The organism is Thiohalomonas denitrificans (assembly GCF_900102855.1).
GTDB classification, from domain to species: domain Bacteria; phylum Pseudomonadota; class Gammaproteobacteria; order Thiohalomonadales; family Thiohalomonadaceae; genus Thiohalomonas; species Thiohalomonas denitrificans.
In genome coordinates this window covers 157,552-177,999 of sequence record NZ_FMWD01000007.1, presented here as the reverse complement: position 1 = coordinate 177,999, position 20,448 = coordinate 157,552, and the positions used below count along the sequence as shown (strand labels likewise).

General features: G+C 56.8%; 18 protein-coding genes. 11 read left to right on the top strand and 7 right to left on the bottom strand.

Features of this window, described 5'->3' with window-relative positions; genetic code table 11:
- Nucleotides 1–6: 6 nt before the first annotated feature.
- From narJ to moaA, 5 genes are all read left to right on the top strand, one after another.
- On the top strand, nucleotides 7–531 hold the full coding sequence (gene narJ, locus BLP65_RS12270; RefSeq protein WP_092997581.1) for a nitrate reductase molybdenum cofactor assembly chaperone: 525 nt from the start codon (nucleotides 7–9) through the stop codon (nucleotides 529–531).
- A 71-nt stretch (nucleotides 532–602) separates the two neighbouring features.
- Entirely contained in the window at nucleotides 603–1,301 is a 699-nt protein-coding gene (narI, locus tag BLP65_RS12265) for a respiratory nitrate reductase subunit gamma (RefSeq protein ID WP_092997578.1), read from the top strand.
- A 93-nt stretch (nucleotides 1,302–1,394) separates the two neighbouring features.
- A complete protein-coding gene (locus BLP65_RS12260) occupies nucleotides 1,395–1,856 on the top strand; it encodes a c-type cytochrome (RefSeq protein WP_175452557.1) in 462 nt (153 codons plus the stop codon).
- A 284-nt stretch (nucleotides 1,857–2,140) separates the two neighbouring features.
- On the top strand, nucleotides 2,141–2,506 hold the full coding sequence (locus BLP65_RS12255) for a TusE/DsrC/DsvC family sulfur relay protein (RefSeq protein WP_092997572.1): 366 nt from the start codon (nucleotides 2,141–2,143) through the stop codon (nucleotides 2,504–2,506).
- 85 nt (nucleotides 2,507–2,591) lie between these two features.
- Nucleotides 2,592–3,563 carry a GTP 3',8-cyclase MoaA gene (moaA, locus tag BLP65_RS12250; RefSeq protein ID WP_092997569.1) on the top strand — a complete coding sequence of 324 codons (972 nt, stop codon included), beginning with the start codon at nucleotides 2,592–2,594 and terminating at the stop codon, nucleotides 3,561–3,563.
- Between the two features lie 17 nt (nucleotides 3,564–3,580).
- On the opposite strand, the gene treY is transcribed toward moaA, so the two are convergent.
- The 5 genes from treY to BLP65_RS12225 all read right to left on the bottom strand — a co-directional run bounded on the left by treY (nucleotide 3,581) and on the right by BLP65_RS12225 (nucleotide 12,654).
- The gene (gene treY, locus BLP65_RS12245) at nucleotides 3,581–6,469 is read right to left on the bottom strand and encodes a malto-oligosyltrehalose synthase (RefSeq protein WP_092997566.1); all 2,889 of its coding nucleotides are present in this window, start codon (nucleotides 6,467–6,469) and stop codon (nucleotides 3,581–3,583) included.
- Complete coding sequence (gene treZ, locus BLP65_RS12240; RefSeq protein ID WP_092997563.1) at nucleotides 6,462–8,321, bottom strand: malto-oligosyltrehalose trehalohydrolase; 1,860 nt, start codon at nucleotides 8,319–8,321, stop codon at nucleotides 6,462–6,464. Before treZ ends, treY begins: the two co-directional genes overlap by 8 nt.
- A 146-nt stretch (nucleotides 8,322–8,467) precedes the next feature.
- Nucleotides 8,468–10,615, bottom strand: a complete 2,148-nt coding sequence (gene glgX / locus BLP65_RS12235; RefSeq protein WP_092997560.1) for a glycogen debranching protein GlgX — start codon at nucleotides 10,613–10,615, stop codon at nucleotides 8,468–8,470.
- Between the two features lie 111 nt (nucleotides 10,616–10,726).
- Nucleotides 10,727–11,968: a glycosyltransferase gene (locus BLP65_RS12230; protein WP_092997557.1), complete on the bottom strand. Its 1,242-nt coding sequence runs from the start codon at nucleotides 11,966–11,968 to the stop codon at nucleotides 10,727–10,729.
- Nucleotides 11,965–12,654 carry a DUF5752 family protein gene (locus tag BLP65_RS12225; RefSeq protein WP_092997554.1) on the bottom strand — a complete coding sequence of 230 codons (690 nt, stop codon included), beginning with the start codon at nucleotides 12,652–12,654 and terminating at the stop codon, nucleotides 11,965–11,967. Before BLP65_RS12225 ends, BLP65_RS12230 begins: the two co-directional genes overlap by 4 nt.
- 387 nt (nucleotides 12,655–13,041) lie before the next feature.
- On the opposite strand from BLP65_RS12225, the gene BLP65_RS12220 reads away from it, so the two are divergent.
- From BLP65_RS12220 to BLP65_RS12205, 4 genes are all read left to right on the top strand, one after another.
- Nucleotides 13,042–13,575 carry a NapC/NirT family cytochrome c gene (locus tag BLP65_RS12220; protein ID WP_175452556.1) on the top strand — a complete coding sequence of 178 codons (534 nt, stop codon included), beginning with the start codon at nucleotides 13,042–13,044 and terminating at the stop codon, nucleotides 13,573–13,575.
- Nucleotides 13,576–13,736: 161 nt separating this feature from the next.
- Entirely contained in the window at nucleotides 13,737–14,678 is a 942-nt protein-coding gene (locus BLP65_RS12215) for an ankyrin repeat domain-containing protein (protein ID WP_092997548.1), read from the top strand.
- A 60-nt stretch (nucleotides 14,679–14,738) separates the two neighbouring features.
- A complete protein-coding gene (locus tag BLP65_RS12210) occupies nucleotides 14,739–15,332 on the top strand; it encodes a c-type cytochrome (protein ID WP_092997545.1) in 594 nt (197 codons plus the stop codon).
- 16 nt (nucleotides 15,333–15,348) lie between these two features.
- The gene (locus tag BLP65_RS12205) at nucleotides 15,349–16,650 is read left to right on the top strand and encodes an NAD(P)/FAD-dependent oxidoreductase (protein ID WP_092997542.1); all 1,302 of its coding nucleotides are present in this window, start codon (nucleotides 15,349–15,351) and stop codon (nucleotides 16,648–16,650) included.
- Between the two features lie 48 nt (nucleotides 16,651–16,698).
- Here the strand turns inward: BLP65_RS12205 and BLP65_RS12200 are convergent, their stop codons facing one another.
- Nucleotides 16,699–17,391: an SDR family oxidoreductase gene (locus BLP65_RS12200; RefSeq protein ID WP_092997539.1), complete on the bottom strand. Its 693-nt coding sequence runs from the start codon at nucleotides 17,389–17,391 to the stop codon at nucleotides 16,699–16,701.
- Nucleotides 17,392–17,404: 13 nt separating this feature from the next.
- Nucleotides 17,405–18,049: a nicotinamidase gene (locus tag BLP65_RS12195; RefSeq protein WP_092997808.1), complete on the bottom strand. Its 645-nt coding sequence runs from the start codon at nucleotides 18,047–18,049 to the stop codon at nucleotides 17,405–17,407.
- Between the two features lie 149 nt (nucleotides 18,050–18,198).
- Between BLP65_RS12195 and BLP65_RS12190 the strand changes: the two genes are divergently transcribed.
- Both BLP65_RS12190 and BLP65_RS12185 read left to right on the top strand, forming a co-directional pair.
- Nucleotides 18,199–19,611 (top strand): DegQ family serine endoprotease, encoded by a 1,413-nt coding sequence (locus BLP65_RS12190; RefSeq protein ID WP_092997805.1) that lies wholly within the window; start codon nucleotides 18,199–18,201, stop codon nucleotides 19,609–19,611.
- A gap of 57 nt (nucleotides 19,612–19,668) precedes the next feature.
- A complete protein-coding gene (locus tag BLP65_RS12185) occupies nucleotides 19,669–20,160 on the top strand; it encodes an Hsp20/alpha crystallin family protein (protein ID WP_245688318.1) in 492 nt (163 codons plus the stop codon).
- Nucleotides 20,161–20,448: the final 288 nt, after the last annotated feature.

Sequence of the window (20,448 nt, the reverse complement as noted above, 5' to 3'; positions counted from 1 at the left end):
AGTGCCATGCCCATATTCAAAATAATATCGGCGCTGCTGGACTACCCGGATCAGGAGTTGATCGATCATTTACCGGAAATACGTGCTGAAGTCGAAGAGAGTCAGCGGATTGACAGCGAGGAGAAGGAGCGTTTGTTCAAGTTCCTTGACCACCTGACCAATACGCCGCTGACTCAACAGCAGATTGATTACGTAAAAACCTTCGATATGACGCCGGAGCACAGCTTGCATTTGACCCACCATCTGTTCGGTGACGACAACGACAGGGATCGCGGTCCGGCGTTGATCGATCTGGGTGAGCTGTACAAGGATTACGGCATTAAGGTGGCAACGAATGAGTTGCCCGACTTTTTGCCAGTGATCCTGGAATTCGCCGCAATGCTGGAGGACAGCGAGGCGACGACATTCCTGTCTGACGCTCACAAGGTATTGGCAGTGCTAACGGACAACCTGGAGAAGGCCGACAGCCCTTATGCAGCGCTGCTTTCTATCGTTAAAAACCGCGCTTCACTGACTCGTTTGGCTGCTTGAGACTGGTGGTTGAACCGTGAAGATAACAACTTTATTGGTGGCCGCATCTGGCGCGGCCAGAGGAGAGTAATGTGGATTACTTGAATTTCTTTGCTTTTGGCGTCTATCCCTATCTGGCGGGGTCGGTGTTTCTTATTGGCAGTTGGATACGTTTCGACCGCGAGCAATACGGCTGGACCAGTTCGTCCAGTCAGCTGCTCTCCTCGTCGGGTGTTCGTCTGTCCAGCAATCTGTTCCACATAGGCATTATCGGTATTTTCTTCGGCCATTTGATCGGGCTGTTGTCACCGTATGCCGTCTGGGAGGCCATCTCGCTGTCCAGTCTTGGCAAACAGAATATTGCCATGTATGGCGGCGGGTTCCTTGGCATACTTTGCCTGATCGGGGGCGCCATGCTGTGGTGGCGGCGTGTGACCAACCCACGTGTTCGCGCAGCAGGTCGTGTCTCGGATCTGGTCATTCTGAGCTGGCTTCTTGTTACCTTGATGCTCGGACTCGGTACTACCTTTGCAACTGCACAGCATGCGGCGCATGGCAGTGCCGATACCATGATGGCCATGGCTCAGTGGGCCAAGAGCATCGTGCTGTTCGGTCCCAAGCCTGAGCTGGTCGCGGAAACGCAGTTGATCTTCCGTCTGCACTTGATCTTTGGCATGACGGTTTTCCTGCTGTTTCCGTTTACCCGTCTGGTGCACATCTGGAGCGCACCCATCGGCTATTTGGGACGTGCCTATCAGATTGTTCGTACCAACCGTGCCGGTGCCCATTAGTAACTGACCCCTCCCATGTATCTGCCACCATCCCTTCCGGGATGGTGGCAGATACATCCTGCTTTTCTCCAAGAACTATCCACGATCATGAATATGAGCGAGACCGTTGGTTGTGACAAGGTGAATACGCGTGGCAGAATGCGGCGCTATCTCCAGACGCTAAGTTGGTTGTTACTCGTAGTGGCGATCGGTCTGGGAGTACACTTTACGATCCAGTTCATCACCAAGGGTGGCTCAGCACATTCCGGGGAGTCTCCGGCATTGCCCAAAATCCTTGAGTTGGAGAACAGTAGTCCTGAACAGGCGCGCAAGGCCAGGGCCGGGATGCGCAAATACGATGCAATCTGCCGGCTCTGCCATCACCGTGACGGACATGGTGGCCGTTTCACCCCCAGCCTGGCCGGCAAATCAGCCATCGGAGTCGAGACCATGCTCAACCTCTATCGAGACGGCCAAAAGGTCGGTCCAATGACAGAACTGATGGCACCGTGGGCCAAAGAACTTTCCGACGAAGAAATTCGGAATCTGGGTATTTACATCGAATTACTGGATTGAACCTTTGGCTTGGTTCAAGCCCGGCGAGGGTGCCTGAACGTTCCCTGCATATGCCTTCCTGTGCTGGCCCCCGCTTTCCGGAGGGCTTTTTGGTTTTTCGTTTTCCACGTGTAGGATGAACAGGAGGAGCAATGCCAAATCCCTGCCGATCCGCAGTCTGGCGCTCCTCCAACCGTGATCAGTACCTACCTCCAAAGGGGTAGCGCCTCTTCTGTATTTACCTGATTTGGTGGCTGCGAAATGATGACGACAATAGTTCGATGGACGATAACGGAGGCGGACGGATGAATACCAATCCGTGGGCGCACAAAACAAATACCATACTGGTCAATGGTCAGCCCGTGATGACCGATTCGGAAGGCTATATCCAGAATATGGGCGACTGGTCGGAAGACTTCGCCGTAGCGCTCGCAGCGCACGAAGGGCTTGAGCTGACCGATGACCACTGGGATGTCATTCACTACATCCGCGAGTACTATGAAGAGCACAATGTTCAGGCCCAGGTAAGAACCATGATCAAGCACTTCAAGGCGAAGTGGGGCCCGGAAAAGGGCAACAACCGCTACTTGCACGACATCTTTCCAAAGGGGGGGCCGCAGAAACAGGGCAACCGCCTGGCGGGCATTCGCAAGACCAAGGGCGAGCACTGAGGCGAGTAACTCCGGAGAGCGAGGCTTGCCGCTTTGCAGATCCGACGTCCCGGCGAACGCTGCACTGCTTCCAGAGGGCCAGAATATGCTGAAAGACGGGCACGGGCGGCAAGTCGACTACTTGCGGGTTTCGGTAACGGACCGTTGCGATCTGCGCTGTTTCTACTGTCTGCCGAAGGGCTTTAAAGGCTTCTGTGGACATGAGGAGCGGCTCTCACCGGAAGAAATCGGGAGATTGGTCGAGGCATTCGCCGAGCTGGGTGTTTCCCGGGTCCGCCTGACCGGCGGCGAACCGCTGGTGCGTACAGATATCGTTGAGGTATGTGAGGCGGTAGCGAACATTCCCGGTATTGAAGACCTGTCACTTTCCACCAACGGAATACGGCTCGGGAAACTGGCAGGGGCGCTAAAGAAGGCCGGAGTCGACCGGCTCAATGTCAGCCTTGACTCGTTGCGTGCCGAGCGGTTCGCCGAGATTACCGGTGGCGGTAATCTGCAGTCAGTACTCGATGGTGTATCAGCAGCCATTGACGCCGGTCTGACACCGATGAAGGTCAATGCGGTGGTGATGAAGGGAATCAACGACGACGAAGTCGAGGCGATGGCCTCCTACTGTGATGCGCACGGCATCACGCTTCGCTTTATCGAGACCATGCCGATGGGGCAGACCGGACAGGATGCCGCCGACCGATTCGTTGATCTGCGCGAGGTACGTGAACGCCTGGAGGCGACCTACGAGCTGATTCCCGATGTCTTTCCCGGAGGCGGTCCGGCACGCTATGTCCGAATATCGGGGACGGATACCCGCATCGGTTTTATTACTCCCTTGTCTCAGCATTTCTGCGATACCTGCAATCGGGTCCGTGTGGGTTCCGATGGGGTGCTCTATACCTGCCTGGGGAATGAACACGCCGTGCCACTGCGTCCCTGGCTTCGAGACGGGACACGGGAAGGGCTGATCGAAACCATTCGGGACGCGTTGGCTCGCAAACCGGCCCGCCATGACTTCGGTGGAGATACGCGAGTCGTACGTTATATGGCGCAAACGGGTGGGTGAATGCCGCTCGAGCCGGCCTATGTGTTCTCTGCGCCTGAGATGAGGACTGCAGCCGGGAAGTTGTGAATCAGATCAGCGGCCGGTATCCGGTCTGATTCGGTCTCGAAGACTTCGTCGGTAAACCAGTTTCGGAAGCGCCCTTTGAATGGCCACTCCACCTGGGTATCAATCCAGACAAGCTCGCCGGTGGGGCGATTGCTATCGGTCATCAACCGGGTGAACCATCTCGGTACCACCACTACCAGCCACTGTCCCCGGTCTTCCCTGGCGAAGGCACACAGATGCTCCGACATAGCTCCTTCCGTTGCCAAAGGCGTGTATTCGCCTTCCAGAAACAGCCGCGGGAAGCGGCGGCGTAGCGTCAGAAGCCGCCAGGTGATAAAAAGCTTGATCCGGCCGTCATCAATGTGGTCCATCAGATCGCGAGCAAGGTTGGTATTGGGTCGCTGGCCGATCAGGTCGTCGAGCAGCCGCTTGCGCAATGCGTAATCGACCGGATGGCGATTGTCCGGGTCCACCAACGCAAACTCCCACAACTCGTTGCCCTGGTAAATGTCCGGCACTCCGGGAGAGGTGAGCTTGAGTGTCACTTGGGAAAGGGAATTAAACAGGCCGAAGCGGGAGACCCGCTCCACGAACGGCTGGAAGTCGCTGAGAAAGCGGTTGTTGGTGTCGGAGAGCAGGCTTTCAACGAAGTGCACCACGGCTTTTTCATATTCCTCGTTCGGATTAATCCACGAGGTATGTACCTTGGCCTCCTTGACTGCCTTCAACATGTAGTCCCGAATTCGTCCCCGAAACGCCTCCAGACCATGATTGTCTTCAAGGTGCAGCGGCCAGGCTCCCACCAGTGTCTGATAGAGAAAATACTCATCGTTGCGTGATGGTGCCGATTCATCATCGACCATCATTTTCTTTGTACGATTGAGGCGGCTCCAGCGACTGACATGGCGCTGCCACTCGTTTGGCAACTCTGAGATCACGTTGATTCGGGCGCGAACATCTTCGCTGCGCTTCGTGTCATGCGTTGATGTCGACAGCATCGTCGCGGGCCAATGCTGGAGTCGTTCGGCATTGGTGTGATGAAATGCGGATACAGACAGACAAAACCGGCGCGGATCGCCCCCCACTTCGTTGAGGGAAATAAGCCGGTTGTACACATAAAAGGCCGTATCCTCCATGCCCTTCGCCATCACCGGAGCGGTGTATTGCTGGAATTTCATAGTGAAGGCGAGCGCCTGTCGTCGAAGCTCTTCATTCTCCAACATCGTCTCTTCGCCCAGGAGAACGTCTTTTGCGAAATCAAAGATACTGATGTCGGTGGCCGGACTGCGTTTCTTCGCCCACGCTACCGCCCAGTCGATGTATCTCCGGTCCTCCTCCTTGAGGGGGGTGCTGCCACTGACATAGGTGCGGTAAACGGGAAAGCTGGCAACGATGACCATCAGGGCGTTGCGCAGGCCATTGAGGGTGAAATCACGTGTGTAACGGTTATGTTGTGCAATCTGGTCGAGCATGTTGGCCAGCACCGCTAGTTCACTCGACAGCTGGGTCTTGATCACCAGCTTTTTCTTCTCGAACAGGAGTTCATCGAACTCGCGGCGGTTACCCGTAAAGCGGTTGTAGAGTCTGGTCAGCTCGTTCTCGGAATCGGGAAAGACAAGTAGACCACTTAGCAGATTCGCGAAATCGTACCCGGTTGTGCCATGAACCGGCCAGTCATCCGGAAGATGTTCATGGGTGCCGAGGATCTTTTCCACCACCAGATAGAACGGCGGTACCGGAGAAACCGTGGGCGTTTTCTCCGGGGACAGTGCCCGTGAACCGGCCTTTTGCAGTTGACGGTAGTAGTCGGCCGGATCATACAGACCATCCGGATGATCGATACGTACTCCGTCCAGACTGCCATCCTGCATCAGTTGCAGGACGAGGTGGTGGGTGTGCTCGAAGACTACCGGCTCTTCCTGGCGCAGTCCCGCCAACTCGTTGATATCGAAGAACCGGCGATAGTTGATGTCGTCAGAGGCCACCTGCCAGAATGCCAGGCGATAGGCCTGCTGCTCGAGCAGCCGGTGCAGGGCATCGAATGATGGCCCCTTGCCCGCAGTACCGTTGAAGCGTTCAACGCAGGCGTTGACGTATTCGGCTATTTCCGGTGCCCGATGACACAATTCGGCCAGGTGACGCTTGTGGATCTCCTTGTCACGGCGGCGTTCAGCCAGCCGGTCCCCGGATTGATCCCAGCGTGCCGGCAGATGACCGAAGGAGGTGATAAGGGCCTGCAGATCCTGTAACGCCGGATTCTGGTCGCTCCGGCTCCCAGAGAGGTCCTCCATTCCGGATTCGAGAATAACGGGATAGGTGGCGGGGTCGATCGGAAACCGATGCTCCCAGTACCAGACGCTGAACTCGCCACGCTCCACTTCGAACTCCAGGGTGAGTTGTCCATCCTCGAGCACCTGTCCGTAGTGGTCTCCCAGCACGGGAATCAGCACCTTGCCGCGCAGGACCTCCTTGATGGGCCGCCAGTCGATATCGAAGAACATGGCGTATGCCGAGGTGGGCCCGTTTTCCAGAACATCCAGCCACCATGCATTGTCGTTCCCGAATATAGCCATGTGATTGGGTACCAGGTCGAGGATCTGTCCCATGCCATGGTCGTGAAGGGTGTTGACGAAATGGTGAAAGCTTTCGCCATCGCCGATTTCTGGGTTGAGCTCACTGTGATCGACGATATCGTAGCCGTGACTGCTGCCGGCCCGTGCCTTCAGGTAGGGTGAGGCGTAGGCGTGGCTGACGCCGAGGCGATCAAGATAGGGAACCAAACGGGCAGCATCGGCAAAGGTGAATTCGCGATTGAACTGCAGCCTGTACGTGCTGAGTGGAATACGTTGCTGTTCAGCCATGCCGCTTCCCACCATTCGATACGGCGTTATCGATATACCAGACGGCAGACCAGGGGGGGAGCCCGGCCGGGCCGACACCCTCCGGTGCGGTCGGCCAGGCGAAAAGAAGTTCACCCGGGCCGGAGATTGCACCGGGCAGGGAAGCGTCTCCCAGGTTGGTATAGAGGTCGAGAACCGCGCCATCCGGGCAGTGCCACCAGACACGCAGTGCCCGTTCGCCAATGCTCTCATAACCCGAATCCCAGTCGCTCCCACTCAGATGGGGAACCAGAGAACGGTTGCGGATCTGAAGCAGTTCCTGATGCAACTGAAACCAGCGCTGCCCTTCGGGATGCTCCTGTTCCTCCCAACGAAGGATGGCGCTGGTAAAGGTTTCTTCGGCCATTGGGTCCGGTATCCGTTTACGGAAGCCGGGATCGGAAAACTGGGGAAAGCGTTCGAACTCGCGGCGCCTTCCCTCGGTGACCGCCTCGCGCAGGTCATCGCCAAAATCACAAAAGAACGGAAATGGCTGCCGGCTGCCCCACTCCTGGCCCATAAAGAGGAGGGGAGGAGCCGGTGCCAGCAGCAGGACCGTCAAGGCAGCCCCTACCGCCTCTTCGGACGCGAGCTGCGTCGGTCGTTCACCGAAGGCGCGGTTGCCGACCTGGTCATGGTTCTGCAGAAACGACACGAAAGCCAGCGGGGGAAGATGCGCGCTCGGCTCTCCCCGAGGTGCACCTTGGCGATGCTTTGAGGGTTCTCCCTGATAGGCAAATCCTTCCGCCAGACAGCGCCCCAGATGCGCGATTGGCCCCTGCGCGTAATCCTGGTAGTAGCCGGAAGTCTCACCGGTAATCAGAACGTGAAGTGCATGGTGAATGTCATCGTTCCACTGTGACTGGTACCAGCGGGGTTTGTCGCCTGCGCGTTCCAGATAATGAGCAATATTGTTTTCGTTCTCGAGCACCAGGTGTACTTGCCTCTCACGGCCGGGACCGTCTGCCACCGCCTGCGCAAGATCCTCGAGAATGTCCGGCCGGGAGTCGTCGCATATGGCGTGAACGGCATCCAGGCGCAGACCGTCGAAGTGATATTCATTCAGCCAGTAAAGCGCGTTTTCGATAAAGTAGCGTCGTACCCAGTGGTTCTGATCACCATCGAAATTGATCGCGGCTCCCCAGGGCGTATGGTGCCGCTCATTGAAAAACTGCGGGGCATACAGGTGGAGATAATTACCCTCCGGCCCGAAGTGGTTGTAGACCACATCCAGGAACATCATCATTCCCCGTTCATGGGCCGCCTGTACCAGCCGCTTGAGGTCTTCGGGGGTTCCGTAGCGAGCGTCCGGCGCGAAAGGCAGAACTCCGTCATATCCCCAATTGCGACGGCCGGGGAAATCGGCGACAGGCATCAATTCGACAGCCGTGACACCCAGTTCGGCCAGGTGGTCGAGACGTGTTTCTACACCGGAAAATGTGCCCGAATCGGTGAAGCTGCCCACGTGAAGCTCATAGAAAACGGCTTCCTCCCAAGGGCGTCCGTTCCACGCCTCGTCCCGCCACTCAAACGCTTGAGAATCGACCACCTGAGCGGGGCCGTGAACATCCTGTGGCTGGTATCGGGAGGCCGGGTCCGGCACCAGGGTATCCTGGCCCCCTATGCGGTACCGGTAGTTTGTGCCGGCAGCCGCGCGATCGGTTTCGAGGGCAAACCAGCCATCATCGAGGGCTTCCATAGTCAGCGACTCTGACCCCTGGGCTCCGTCCAGGCATAGCTCCACCTCGCGGGTGTCCGGCGCCCAGAGCCGAAACCGGACACCACCGGATGGGATGATCTCCGCGCCAAAGGGCATTGTGTGCTTACGCCGCATGAATTCTCCTAAATACGTGTTCCAAATTGGTGTCCTTGCATGTAGGAGCGACGGAAGTCGCGATAACACCGAATCGCGGCTTCCGCCGCTCCTACACTCGGTATGTCACCAAAGGAGCGTGTTGGAGACGATTTCTGTACAGCTATTTAGGCTGCTCCCCATTTCTGCCCCGTCCATTGGGCCAAGAGCGCCATCGAGCGGCTTCGCAGGGGGTACTCGCCTCCCGAATAAAAATAGCGTCCATCGTCACGTTTACCCTCTTCATAACTGGTGTCGACAACAACGCCCCAGCGTGCTTTCGGCGGAAAGGGCGGGATCTTGAAAGGTATCTCCTCGTGATGGGCATTGAGCAGGAGCAGCATATTGTCATCCTTTACCGGTTGTCCCTTGGCGTCGGTTTCTTCGATGGCTCCGGCAAAAAAGACTCCTAGACAGCGAGCGAATGACTGTTGCCACTCCTCGTCTGTCATTTCCCTGCCATCCGGTCGCAGCCATGTGATGTCCTTGACACCCGCTCCCTTGATGCGGCGGCCCTGAAAGAAATAGTTTCGGTGGAAGGTGGGATGGTGTTTTCGAAGACGGATCATGGATTCGGTGAAGCGGATCAGTTCCCGATCTTCGGCAGAGAGGTCCCAATTGACCCAGCTGATCTCGTTGTCCTGGCAGTAGGCGTTGTTATTGCCATATTGTGTTCGCCCCATTTCGTCCCCGCCGACCAGCATCGGAATCCCCTGGGAGAAAAACAGCGTGGCGAGAAAGTTGCGTTTCTGTTGCGCGCGAAGGCCTCTGATGTGCTTGTTGACAGTGGGTCCTTCATGGCCGCAGTTCCAGCTGCGGTTGTGATCCTCGCCGTCGTCGTTGTTTTCGCCGTTGGCCTCATTGTGCTTGCGGCTGTAGCTGACCAAGTCCTGTAGTGTGAAACCGTCATGGGCGGTGATGAAATTGACTGAGGCAAAGGGGCGGCGACCGCTCTGCTCATACAGGTCGGAAGAGCCGGTGAGCCTATAGCCGAGTTCACCGATGACGCCGCCATCCCCCTTCCAGTAGGAGCGCACGGTGTCGCGGTATTTGCCATTCCATTCGGTCCACCCGACGGGAAAGTTTCCAACCTGGTACCCGCCCTCGCCGAGATCCCAGGGTTCGGCGATCAGCTTTACCTGAGAGAGGGTCGGGTCCTGGTGGATAATGTCGAAGAAGGCCCCCAAGCGGTTGACTTCATGCAGCTCCCGCGCCAGTGCCGAGGCGAGATCGAAACGAAATCCGTCCACATGCATTTCCTGCACCCAGTAGCGTAGCGAATCCATAATCAGCTGCAATACGCGCGGATGCATCATGTTCAGGGTGTTGCCGCAGCCGGTGTAATCCATGTAATAGCGCTGATCGTCCTGCACCATACGGTAGTAGGCCGCATTGTCGATTCCACGGAAGGCGAGGGTAGGGCCCAGATGGTTGCCCTCGGCCGTGTGGTTGTAGACCACATCGAGAATCACCTCGATGCCGGCCGAATGGAACGTCTTGACCATCGTCTTGAATTCGTTCACCTGGCCACTTGCGGAATAGCGCATGTCCGGCGCAAAAAAGCCGATGGAGTTGTAGCCCCAGTAGTTCCGCAGGCGTTTTTCGACCAGATGGCGATCGTCGACGAAAGCGTGCACCGGCATGAGTTCCACCGCCGTAACACCGAGACGTTTCAGATGCTCTGTCACCGGTGCCGTGGCGAGTCCCGCATAGGTTCCACGGAGTGGGGCGGGGATCTCCGGGTGCTGGGCCGTGTAGCCCTTGACGTGCAGCTCATAGATGATGGTGTCGTCCCAGGCAATGTTGGGAGCGCGGTCGTCACTCCAGGTGAAGGCCGTGTCGATTACCCGGCACTTCAGCATACCGGCCGAGCTGTCCCGTTTGTCGGGGGTCAGATCCGCTTCGGGATCGCCAATGTGGTAGCCAAAGAGGGCGTCGCTCCAGCGCAATGAGCCTACAAGGTCCTTTGCATAGGGGTCGATAAGCAGTTTGTGAGGATTGAAGCGGTGCCCTGATGCCGGGTCGTAGGGGCCATGGACACGATAGCCATAGAGTTGCCCCGGACGGACCTCGGGCAGATAGCAGTGCCACACCTGGTCCGTCTGCCAGGGAACATCTAGCCGCTGGATCTCGCGCCTTCCCTTGGGGTCGAACAGGCATAGCTGTACCTTGTCGGCATGCTCGCTGAACAGGGCGAAATTGACACCTTCACCAGTCCAGGTCGCTCCCAGGGGATAGGGGTTGCCGCGCCAAACGGCCAGTCCGTTTCTTTTCATATCGCTCCTTGACGGTCGCGTGCCGAAGCTCCAGCCAAGCTTGATGGCCCCTCGCGCTGTCTGTTTATCGGGTACTTCGGTTGGTTTCCAAAAACCTGGAAAGGAACGGATTTAACCAATAATGATCCGATTCGCGGCGCCGTGGAGCAGGCCTACGCTCAGGGTCAGGTATTCCCGCAGTTGACGAGTCAACAGGAAATTGTCGCGCACAAACTCCCGAGCCTTGGAGCTCATCTCGTGCATTTTTGCAGGCTGTCTGAAAAGATAGCGCATCCGCAGCGCGGCGCCTTCGGGGGTATTGACCAGAAAGCCTGTGTGGTGATCGACCACTTGCAGGCGAATACCTCCGGTATCTCCGCCGATGACCGGTTTGCCCTTCCACATGCCCTCGGTCACCGTCAGACCGAAGCCCTCCCGGATGGATTTCTGTATCACGATGTCGGCGATGCGCTGCAGTGCATTGATGGTCCGGTGGGCATCCGCGGGAAGCAGGAGGACGTGAATATCATCGTCTTCCTCCGCGGCCGAGTGCACCTCTTCAAGGACCAATTCGCCTTCCGGGTCGTCGCTGGCACCGCCGCCGGCCAGTACCAACTGTAGTTGCGGCATGAACTTCTTGGCTAACCGATAGGAACGGATCACTCCCACCGGATCCTTGAAACGGTCATAGCGGGAGATCTGTGCCACTATCGGTCGACTGGTATCCAGGTTGAAGCGCTCAGCCACTTCCTGAAGCTCGTCCGCATCAATGTCGACATTTTTTTCCGAAAGAGGGTCGATGCTGGGCGGAATGATGTATTCCAGGTTGGGTAGCGGCTGGGCAAACGCTGGCAGCGAAAACACGCTGGCATCATAGGCGGAAAGGTGCTGACGCAGGTATTTCCAGACGATCCGGTCCGGATGGCTGACATCGATGTGGCAGCGCCACACCCACTTGCCCTTGCGGTTTGGGCATAAACCTAGCAGGGGAGCCGGCTGGGGGTCATGGATGAATACCACGTCGGCCTCTTCCAGCACCCCCCGCAGTCTTTCTGCATTGGCGACATTGGTCTCTTCATAAGCCTGGTAGAGGTGATCGGGTATCCGCAAGGGATTTCCCTGAAGGGCGTTGTGCATGCTCTTCGTACACTGGTAAAACTCCATGTTGCCGTTGATCACTTCCCAGCGCGTATCGATCCCCAGTTCGTTGCTGAGGGGCACCAGTTTGTCCAGGATCTCCGCTACGCCACCACCCACTCGGGTGGAATTGACGTGCACCATGGTCATGCCGGCCAGAGGCTCGCTCAGTTGGCGAAGGTGATCGATGACCTCTTCACCGGCTACCTCGGCGTAGGCTTCTAGCATGCCGCTCATGAAGCACTCTCCTTGAAGTATTCCCGGAATACATTGATCAGATTGCTGCGCAGTTCGGTCATCGGCGCGAAGTAGGGGTCTACCTGTGCAAGCCGTACCGCCAGGTCATCGAATTCATGACCAAAACCGCTGAGCCAGAACCGAAAGTCGTCCACGCCTTCCGGAAAACGCTGCCGGGCGTCGATGAAATGGTAGAAGATGCTGGTACTTGATACATGGGGCAGCAGTGCACAGAGTTCCCTGGGATTCGAGACCCGGCTGTGGGTATCGAAGACCACAATTTGAGATCGGATGAACTCAAAGGACCGCCCCGCGGGCATCCAGCGCAGGAATTCCCGTTCCTCAAGACGCTCCTCCACCAGTTCGACAAGCTCGTTGCGCAGGGTATTGGGGTCGGTGAACTCGGTGGGGTCTACAACCGCCAGTTTTTCCGCCAGCGTACCGTCGTGCAGCCCGTGGCGGGCCCATGAGGCAAAATCGTTGTTAAATTCCCGTTCTTCGAAACGCGGCTGGATAAGACCGCCCCAGAAATGGTAGTAGATACTGTCCTCATTGATGGTTACGAGGTGATCACGCAGTTCCTTCAAGGAATGGGCGCGTTTTCCCGTGGCAATAGCGATCAAGGCGCAGTCCTTGAGCGCAAAATGGCCGGGTGAGTCCTGTGGCGAGGTATCATCGGCTTGCATGGACAATCGCGTCCCTCCTTGCCATCCACGGGCTTGCTGTAGCAAGTATAGTCACCCGGTTTTTCGGGGCGAAACCCGGGAAACCGTATGCCTGTGATTAGCTTGGGGGGTTCTCTTCCAGCCGTTGGTGGCAGGGTGGAGGTGTATCACTATAAACAACCAAGTGGAACACACTGTTATATTCCTATCCCTTTGGTCTAATTGACCCCCTTCAGAGCGCATGTAAAAATCCCATACCCACAATATTCGTAAAATCGGTTATTTAGAAAGTACTTAAATACTAAAAATGAAAAAACCGGTTAGATACTCTGTCACTTAATTTAAGGTTTCAGCGAGGATAGGATGCTAGGTTTCGGGAAAAAAAACTCAAAGCTTGGTCGAAAACCGATGGTTATCGGCCTGGTGATTTTTGTCGCGGGATTCGCCAGCTATGGTGGTGTAAACACGTTCTTCACCTCTACCAATGAGATGGAGTTCTGCACCTCCTGTCATTCGATGAAGATCAACTTCGAGGAGTACAAAGAGACCGTGCACTACAAGAGTGCATCCGGGGTGCGTGCGACCTGTTCCGATTGCCATGTGCCCAAGGAGTTCTTACCAAAGATCAAGGCGAAGATTATTGCTGCCAAGGACGTCTACCACGAAATCATCGGAACAGTGGATACCAAGGAAAAATTCGAGGCGCATCGATGGGACATGGCAACGCGCGTTTGGGAAAAAATGGAGGCGACCGACTCCCGCGAGTGCCGCAGTTGCCACGATTTTGAACAGATGGATCTGTCTGCACAAAGCCGTATGGCCCGTCGCAAGCATGGCCGGGCCGAGATGGAGGGTAAAACCTGTATCGAATGTCACCGCGGAATCGCACACTTCGAGCCCTTCCCGCCGGATGATTGGGTTCCTTCGGAAGAGGAGGGCTAGCCGTTAACGAACTCCAGGAATTCACTGTAGCGTACAGGTACCCGGGAAAGTAGGATGAGGTGTCCTGAAGCAGAATCGTTGAGCTGCTTCCCGCTTTGGGACCGGGAAAACTGAAATGCGTCAAGACCAGGTGAAGGTCGTATTCGCAACGGGGGAAGTCAATGCAAAGACGAAGCTGGATCGCCGTGCTGGCCCTGGCCCTACCGCTGTCGCTTCAGGCCGCGGACATGAATCTGGAAATCAGGGAGGCCGCCATACTCGGCGATGCCGAGAGCGTCGGAGAGTTACTTAAGAAAGGTGCGGACGCCAATGCAGCGGGAGAGTACGGCAAATCGGCACTCATGTTTGCTGTAGAAGAGGGAAATATCGAGGTCGCCAAGCGTTTACTCGAAGCTGGCGCCGATGTTAATGCCAGAAGCGATGCTGGTTGTACCGCATTGACGTTTGCTTCCGAAAGTGGCCATCTGGAATTGGCACAACTGCTCCTGGAAGAGGGGGCGAAAACCGATCCGAAAACCCGGATCGGCTGGGATGCCCTGATGATAGCAGCGCGCTACGGCTACGACGGCATCGTGGAGCAACTGCTCGATGCCGGAGCCTACGTCAATACCTCCGACAAGGACGGTACTACGGCCCTGATGGCTGCTGTCGAGAAGGGCCACCTTGAAACCGCAAAACGTCTGATCGAGGCCGGTACCGAGTTGCACATTCGCAATGGTCAAGGTGCCAGCGCTCTCATGCTAGCCGCAGGCAGTGGTCAGATGGATATGCTGGAACTGCTGCTGGAACAGGGAAACAGCATCAATGCCATTGATGGTAGCGGAGCGTCCGCCCTGCTGTGGGCTGTCGAAGGTGAGCACGAAGATATGATTGCGTATCTTCTGGACCATGGTGCCGATGCCAACCAAGCGGATGCCAATGGGATTACACCGCTAATGAAAGCAGCCGCACTGGGCAACGACGAGGTCGTTAGACTGCTGGTTAGAAATGGTGCCAATCCCGAGTTGAAAAGTCGAGGCAGGAGAACAGCGCTTGATTATGCACGTATCAATCATCACAAAAAAACGTCTCGAATGCTTGAAGAGCTGTTACTCATCGATTAGATTCGGAACCGCGAAGTTATTTTGCGTAAATCATAAAAGTCGACCCAGAAGGGGGGATCAATGAAATATAAAAAGGTCATGCAGGGTGCGCTTGTACTGACTGGCTTCGCTTTCGGTGCCAGTGCATTGGCAGCGACACCGAGTGCCTCCATGCTCGGCAATAGCTGTGCCGGTTGCCATGGACCCAACGGGAACACCGAGGGACCGGCAACGCCCGGCATTGCGGGGATCAGTTCGGAGTATTTCGTCGATGTCATGATGGACTACAAAGCCGATGAGCGGCCGGGTACCATTATGAATCGCATCGCCAAAGGCTACACCGATGAAGAGATCGAGTTGATGGCGAGCTACTTTACTGCGCAGGAGTACGTCCCGCTGGAGCAGGAGTACAACGCTTCCGCTGTACGCTTGGGCGAGATGCTGCACGATCGCTCTTGTGAGAAGTGTCACGAGGATGGTGGTACATTTGCCGAGGATAGTGCCATTCTCGCCGGTCAGCCCAAGCTTTACCTCCAGTGGAGCATGGCCGATTTCCAGGCAGGCGTACGTGAGATGCCCAAAAAGATGAAGCGCCGTATGGACGAAGTCGAGAAAGTCAAAGGCGACGAAGGCTTCAACGCGCTGGTCGACTACTACGCCAGCCAGGGCAAATAAGGGGGACGACAGAAACATGGCAAACTTTACACGTAGAGATTTTATCAAGGTCACCGGTACCGCCGCCGCCGCCAGCTCCCTGACGCTAGCGGCAGGACGGGCGAGTGCCGCACCGAAAGGCAAGGTTGTGATCGTCGGCGGTGGCATCGGCGGCGCAACGACGGCCAAATACATGCGTATGGCCGATCCCTCTATCGAAGTGACGGTCATTGAACCCAACGAGCACTATCACACCTGCTTCATGAGCAACGAGGTGCTCTCCGGTGAGCGGGATATCGATAGCATCCGGTTCGATTACAGCGGTCTCAAGGGACACGGTGTCAATGTCGTACAAGATTACGTAACCGGTATCGATGCAGAGAAAAAGGTCGTCAAGACCCGTGGTGGGCAGTCGTTCCAGTACGATCGCTGTGTGGTCTCGCCCGGTGTCGACTTCCGTTGGGACACCATCGGCGGTTATGACGAGAGCGTGGCCGAGCAGATCCCCCACGCCTGGAAGGCGGGTTCCCAGACGGTGACCCTGCGCAAGCAAATCGAAGCCATGAAAGATGGCGGTACCGTTATCGTCGCGCCGCCGCCCAATCCCTTCCGTTGCCCGCCGGGACCCTATGAGCGCGTTTCGCAGATTGCCTGGTACCTGAAGAACAACAAGCCGAAATCCAAAATCCTTGTTCTGGATCCGAAAGACAAGTTCTCCAAATTTGGTCTGTTCACCGCCGGCTGGAAGAAACACTACGGCTACGGCAGCGATAACTCGATGATTGAATGGGTATCGGGTGCCAACGGCGGCAAGGTTGAATCGGTCGATGCCAAATCCAGGACCGTGCAGGCCGCCGTCGAGTCTTTCAAAGGTGACGTTCTCAATATCATTCCGGCACAGAAAGCGGGAAAAATCGCATTCGATGCCGGGCTGGCTAACGATAGCGGCTGGTGCCCGGTGGACATGAAAACCTTCGAGTCCAAACAGCACAGCAATATCCACGTCATTGGCGACGCTGCCATCATGAGTCCGATGCCGAAGTCGGGATATTCGGCCAACTCCCAGGCCAAGGTATGTGCCGCCGCTGTGGTAGCGCTGCTGAACGGAGATTCGACTCCGCAGCCGTCACTGGTCAATACCTGTTACAGCATCCTCATGCCGGAAGATGCCATGTCCGTGGCAATGGTTTACAACTACTCCGACGGGAAGATCAACAAGGTCGCGGGATCGGGGGGTCTGACTCCTGGTTACGACGACACAACGATGGAGATGCGCAAGCGGGAGGTGGGCTTTGCCCACTCCTGGTTCAATAACATCACTAAAGACGTGTTTGGTTGATCTGCGTTGCAGGGTGACCCAGGAACGGGGCCTTCGGGCCCCGTTTTTTTACCAGGGCAGCTCGCTGCCGTCATAGCGGTAAAAACGACCGTGCATCTTGTGGTCGAACTTTTCCACCAGCCGATACATGCCCGCAACGCTCTCTTCGGGTGAAAGACCATGGGCAGGCCCCATGCGGGTCATCACACCGCCCGGATGGAGAAGCATCAGTCCGATTCCGTGTTCCATGAGTTCGGCCGCAAGTCCCCGCATTGCGGCATTCAGCGCCGCCTTGCTGGAGCGGTAGTAGTAACTTCCCGGAACAGTGATATCTGCGATACTTCCCATATGGCTGCTGATGGGTACCACCAATGGATTTCGGGCCCGTTCGAGGTTGTCGTGAAAGGCCTCGATTATGCGGACCTGACCGAAGACATTGACCTCGAGTGTACGCATCCAGTCATCAAAGCGCAGACTTCCCAGTGTCGTCGCACCCTTTTCCAGGTAGACACCGGCATTGGTGATAAGGAGGTCTATGGGTTGCTCTTCCAGCTCCCAGTACAGGCCGCGAATATCGTCCGCTACGGTAACATCGCAGCGGTGCACGCTGATGCTGTCTTTATGTTCGGCAAACGCGTTTAACTCGGTCGCATCGCCCGGGTGCCGACAGCTGGCAAAGACCCGCCAGTTTTCACTCGTCAAGTGACGGACCCAGGCCAGGCCCAATCCACGGTTACTTCCTGTAATGAGCGCATTTGGCATTTTCGCCTCCCTTTCAGGCCGTCAGATCCGCCTGCCCGATAATCCTGACTCCGCAGTTTTCCAATTCCTGCTGCACAGCCGTATCGTCACACGGATCCACGGGACGCGTAAGATCCCAAATCACATACGTATTGAAGCCCGCGGCTACCGCATCCCGGGCGCTCCAGCGGGCACAAAAGTCCCGCGTCAGTCCGGCTATATAGACGTCCCCGATGCCACGGTCACGTAAATAGCCGGCGAGCCCCGTTGCTGGTCTCTGACCCTGCGAATCCCAGTTATTGCGAAACGCACTGTAGGAGTCCACCAGCGGATCTTCGCCTTTGCGGACGATTGCACTGACCCGCTCCCAGGGCAGGCCTTTGGCGAGTTCTGCGCCGGGACTGTTTTGTACGCAGTGATCGGGCCAAAGCTCCTGAACATGGCCGTAGAGCTCGATTCGGCTCATCGGCTCCTTGCCATGATGACTGGCAAAGGAGATGTGGTCGGGCGGGTGCCAGTCCTGGGTCGCCACCCGGTGTGCAAATAGTTCCGAACGCATCACATCGGCCAGAGGCGCGATGATTTGGTCGGCGCCCCGAACCCCGAGGGCGCCTCCGGGAAGAAAGTCAGGTTGTACATCGACGACCAGCAGCACGCTGCGTTCATTCTGGATGGACATGGCAACTCCCCGGTTTTTTTTCATAAACCTTTCCAAAAGGTAGCCCAACTTTTCGAGCCAATGCCTTGTCTCTGTGGGGCGATTCCTGGTGGCGGGAGAGGATGGCCGTGTATAGGCTTATCGAAACGGGGTTGGACTTGGTGATCTACATGGCTAGTGCGATATTTCCGGTTCGTCACGCCCGCTCGCTTTTGACAGCGGCGATACTTGTTTTGGGCATTCAGCTGGCGCAGGCGCAGCCTGACTTTGTACCTTTGGTGGAGAAGCACAGGAGTTCAGTGGTCAGCATCACCTCCGAGGAAGTTACCGGAGGGGAGGGCGGAATACTGGAGCAGTTGCCGATTCCCGAGGACAGCCCACTGTACGACTACTTCCAAAAGTTCTTCGAGTCGCCTCATGATGGTCAGGGTCCACCGGCGCAGCTGCTGCAGTCCATGGGCTCGGGTTTCATTATTTCCGACGATGGTTATGTGCTTACCAACGCTCATGTGGTTCAGGGAGAGAAAATCCGGGTAACACTCTCGGACCGGCGTCAGTTAACGGCCGAGGTCGTTGGCGAGGATCTGCCCAGTGACCTCGCGCTTTTGAAAATCGATGCCACCGATCTTTCCGTGGCTCCCATCGGTGATTCGGACCAGCTCAAGGTGGGCCAGTGGGTAATGGCCATCGGCGCACCTTTCGGACTCCAGCATACGGCCACGCAAGGCATCATTTCAGGGCTGGGACGCAGCCTTCCCGGCGACTCCTACATCCCGTTCATTCAAACGGATGCGGCGGTTAATCCGGGCAATTCCGGAGGCCCGCTGTTTAGTCTGGATGGCCGGGTGATTGGGGTTAACTCCATGATCTACAGTGGTACCGGTGGTTATATGGGTGTCTCGTTCGCTATTCCAATCAATGTGGCCATGGATGTGGCGGAGCAGTTACGCACCGAGGGGAGGGTGAGTCGCGGCTGGCTCGGTGTGATGATCCAGGAGGTGAGCCCCGAATTGGCTGAATCGTTCGGCCTGGATGAACGACGCGGTGCCCTGGTGAGTGCCGTCATGGATGATAGCCCTGCCGCGGCCGCCGGTCTCCAATCGGGAGACGTCATTCTCTCTTTTGACGGGCAGCCCATATCGAACGCCGATGAATTGCCGACAGTCGTGGCGGGGACCGAAGTCGGGAAAACCGTGTCGATTAACCTTGTTCGTGATGGCCGTGAGCAAGAGATACGGCTCGAAGTCGGTGAACTGCCAGAGGAAGTGGCCGGTGGCGCCACCAGGGAACGCCAGGAGCGCCAAAGCCCCGAGGAGGGGCGCCTCGGCATCTCTGTGAGTGAATTGCCTCCGGAGGGGGGGGAGCCGGGTGTACTGGTCGAGAATGTCTCTCCGGGACCGGCCGCCAGTGCCGGCATTCAACCTGGGGATATTATTCAGCGATTTGCCGGAGAGGAGGTTCGCAATCCCCTACAGTTTCAGCAATTGCTGGAAGAGCTTCCCGGTGGAAGAACGGTAGCAGTCTTGATTCGGCGCGGTGAACAGCCGCTCTTCGTGGCCCTGGACTTGCCGTCCAGCAAGTAGCAAGCACTTGCCGGAGTACCGGTGCAGTATACCAAACTGGAAAAGGAGGAAGTAAACATGGCTAAGGAAAACAAACAGGAAATCACCACTCGGCGGGAAAGCCCGATGGGTCAGCGAATGCCGACCCCCTTCGACGAGATGGAGCGGATGTTCGAGAGTTTCTTCCCCTCGGGTTGGCCACGTCCGATGCGAATGGCACCGCTTTTGGGAGAAATTGCACCGGGCGTCAAGATACCACCGGTCGACATCATCGATCGGGAGGCAGAAATTGTGCTGCGAGCGGAGATGCCGGGAATCGACAAGGACTCCATCGATGTTTCCATGAGCGACAACAGTGTCACCATTCGCGGCTCCAGTCATCACGAGGAAAAGGAATCGGAGGAAAACTACTACCGTAGCGAGATCAGCCGTGGTGCCTTTTCACGTACGGTCACGCTGCCGGCTGATGTGGATGGCGACAAGACCAAGGCCACTTTCAAGGAAGGGGTGCTGGAGCTGACCATGCCGAAGGTCGAGCGTGCCAAGCGGCATTCCATCAAGGTGGAATAGCTCTGTTCGGGCACCGGGCCTCGAAACCGATCAGCTAACGGTGGGGCGGGGTGCAACTCATTGATATTGGGGATGCCATGAATACGTTCCTGTAGGCTCGACGGCCGCGTCCGTGCGGCCGACGCCCCAATATCAACGAGTTGCACCCCGCTCGGTGCCGCAGCCGCTACGCTCCCCCGTCGTCTCGGTTGGATCGAGCACTTCGCCTGCAGCTTTCTCTTCGTCATAGCTATCGATTTTCCCGCCGCCATCGTCCCTGGAAAATGCCTGGGTAACCGCTAGTTTTTA

What these genes read in the sequence shown, in the direction of transcription:
- BLP65_RS12210 (WP_092997545.1), top strand. Translation starts at nt 14,739, where the DNA reads ATGAAATATAAAAAGGTCATGCAGGGTGCGCTTGTACTGACTGGCTTC.
- moaA (WP_092997569.1), top strand. Translation starts at nt 2,592, where the DNA reads ATGCTGAAAGACGGGCACGGGCGGCAAGTCGACTACTTGCGGGTTTCG.
- BLP65_RS12185 (WP_245688318.1), top strand. Translation starts at nt 19,669, where the DNA reads ATGGCTAAGGAAAACAAACAGGAAATCACCACTCGGCGGGAAAGCCCG.
- narJ (WP_092997581.1), top strand. Translation starts at nt 7, where the DNA reads ATGCCCATATTCAAAATAATATCGGCGCTGCTGGACTACCCGGATCAG.
- treZ (WP_092997563.1), bottom strand. Translation starts at nt 8,321, where the DNA reads ATGCGGCGTAAGCACACAATGCCCTTTGGCGCGGAGATCATCCCATCC.
- BLP65_RS12260 (WP_175452557.1), top strand. Translation starts at nt 1,395, where the DNA reads ATGAGCGAGACCGTTGGTTGTGACAAGGTGAATACGCGTGGCAGAATG.
- glgX (WP_092997560.1), bottom strand. Translation starts at nt 10,615, where the DNA reads ATGAAAAGAAACGGACTGGCCGTTTGGCGCGGCAACCCCTATCCCCTG.
- BLP65_RS12205 (WP_092997542.1), top strand. Translation starts at nt 15,349, where the DNA reads ATGGCAAACTTTACACGTAGAGATTTTATCAAGGTCACCGGTACCGCC.
- BLP65_RS12195 (WP_092997808.1), bottom strand. Translation starts at nt 18,049, where the DNA reads ATGTCCATCCAGAATGAACGCAGCGTGCTGCTGGTCGTCGATGTACAA.
- treY (WP_092997566.1), bottom strand. Translation starts at nt 6,469, where the DNA reads ATGGCTGAACAGCAACGTATTCCACTCAGCACGTACAGGCTGCAGTTC.
- BLP65_RS12225 (WP_092997554.1), bottom strand. Translation starts at nt 12,654, where the DNA reads ATGCAAGCCGATGATACCTCGCCACAGGACTCACCCGGCCATTTTGCG.
- BLP65_RS12220 (WP_175452556.1), top strand. Translation starts at nt 13,042, where the DNA reads ATGGTTATCGGCCTGGTGATTTTTGTCGCGGGATTCGCCAGCTATGGT.
- BLP65_RS12190 (WP_092997805.1), top strand. Translation starts at nt 18,199, where the DNA reads ATGGCTAGTGCGATATTTCCGGTTCGTCACGCCCGCTCGCTTTTGACA.
- BLP65_RS12200 (WP_092997539.1), bottom strand. Translation starts at nt 17,391, where the DNA reads ATGCCAAATGCGCTCATTACAGGAAGTAACCGTGGATTGGGCCTGGCC.
- BLP65_RS12230 (WP_092997557.1), bottom strand. Translation starts at nt 11,968, where the DNA reads ATGAGCGGCATGCTAGAAGCCTACGCCGAGGTAGCCGGTGAAGAGGTC.
- BLP65_RS12215 (WP_092997548.1), top strand. Translation starts at nt 13,737, where the DNA reads ATGCAAAGACGAAGCTGGATCGCCGTGCTGGCCCTGGCCCTACCGCTG.
- BLP65_RS12255 (WP_092997572.1), top strand. Translation starts at nt 2,141, where the DNA reads ATGAATACCAATCCGTGGGCGCACAAAACAAATACCATACTGGTCAAT.